Consider the following 1,576-nt stretch of genomic DNA (forward strand, 5'->3'; position numbering starts at 1 on the left):
AAGGCAGTATCTTCAGGTAAGGAGGTGATCCAACCGCAGGTTCCCCTACGGTTACCTTGTTACGACTTCACCCCAGTCATGAATCACAAAGTGGTAAGCGCCCTCCCGAAGGTTAAGCTACCTACTTCTTTTGCAACCCACTCCCATGGTGTGACGGGCGGTGTGTACAAGGCCCGGGAACGTATTCACCGTGGCATTCTGATCCACGATTACTAGCGATTCCGACTTCACGGAGTCGAGTTGCAGACTCCGATCCGGACTACGACGCACTTTATGAGGTCCGCTTGCTCTCGCGAGGTCGCTTCTCTTTGTATGCGCCATTGTAGCACGTGTGTAGCCCTACTCGTAAGGGCCATGATGACTTGACGTCATCCCCACCTTCCTCCGGTTTATCACCGGCAGTCTCCTTTGAGTTCCCGACCGAATCGCTGGCAACAAAGGATAAGGGTTGCGCTCGTTGCGGGACTTAACCCAACATTTCACAACACGAGCTGACGACAGCCATGCAGCACCTGTCTCAGAGTTCCCGAAGGCACCAATCCATCTCTGGAAAGTTCTCTGGATGTCAAGAGTAGGTAAGGTTCTTCGCGTTGCATCGAATTAAACCACATGCTCCACCGCTTGTGCGGGCCCCCGTCAATTCATTTGAGTTTTAACCTTGCGGCCGTACTCCCCAGGCGGTCGACTTAACGCGTTAGCTCCGGAAGCCACTCCTCAGGGGAACAGCCTCCAAGTCGACATCGTTTACGGCGTGGACTACCAGGGTATCTAATCCTGTTTGCTCCCCACGCTTTCGCACCTGAGCGTCAGTCTTTGTCCAGGGGGCCGCCTTCGCCACCGGTATTCCTCCAGATCTCTACGCATTTCACCGCTACACCTGGAATTCTACCCCCCTCTACAAGACTCTAGCCTGCCAGTTTCGAATGCAGTTCCCAGGTTAAGCCCGGGGATTTCACATCCGACTTGACAGACCGCCTGCGTGCGCTTTACGCCCAGTAATTCCGATTAACGCTTGCACCCTCCGTATTACCGCGGCTGCTGGCACGGAGTTAGCCGGTGCTTCTTCTGCGGGTAACGTCAATCGACCCGGTTATTAACCGCGTCGCCTTCCTCCCCGCTGAAAGTACTTTACAACCCGAAGGCCTTCTTCATACACGCGGCATGGCTGCATCAGGCTTGCGCCCATTGTGCAATATTCCCCACTGCTGCCTCCCGTAGGAGTCTGGACCGTGTCTCAGTTCCAGTGTGGCTGGTCATCCTCTCAGACCAGCTAGGGATCGTCGCCTAGGTGAGCCGTTACCCCACCTACTAGCTAATCCCATCTGGGCACATCCGATGGTGTGAGGCCCGAAGGTCCCCCACTTTGGTCTTGCGACGTTATGCGGTATTAGCTACCGTTTCCAGTAGTTATCCCCCTCCATCGGGCAGTTTCCCAGACATTACTCACCCGTCCGCCACTCGCCACCCAAAGAGCAAGCTCTTCTGTGCTGCCGTTCGACTTGCATGTGTTAGGCCTGCCGCCAGCGTTCAATCTGAGCCATGATCAAACTCTTCAATTTAAGTTTGATTTGCTTAA

1 rRNA gene is annotated in these 1,576 nt (G+C 54.7%); it reads right to left on the reverse strand.

Annotation, left to right across the window (positions count from 1 at the left end):
- Positions 1-17: 17 nt before the first annotated feature.
- A 16S ribosomal RNA gene (locus Q9R34_RS21620) occupies positions 18-1,559 on the reverse strand.
- Positions 1,560-1,576 lie beyond the last annotated feature (17 nt).

This window comes from Enterobacter sp. BRE11 (genome assembly GCF_031844285.1).
Taxonomy (GTDB): domain Bacteria; phylum Pseudomonadota; class Gammaproteobacteria; order Enterobacterales; family Enterobacteriaceae; genus Pantoea.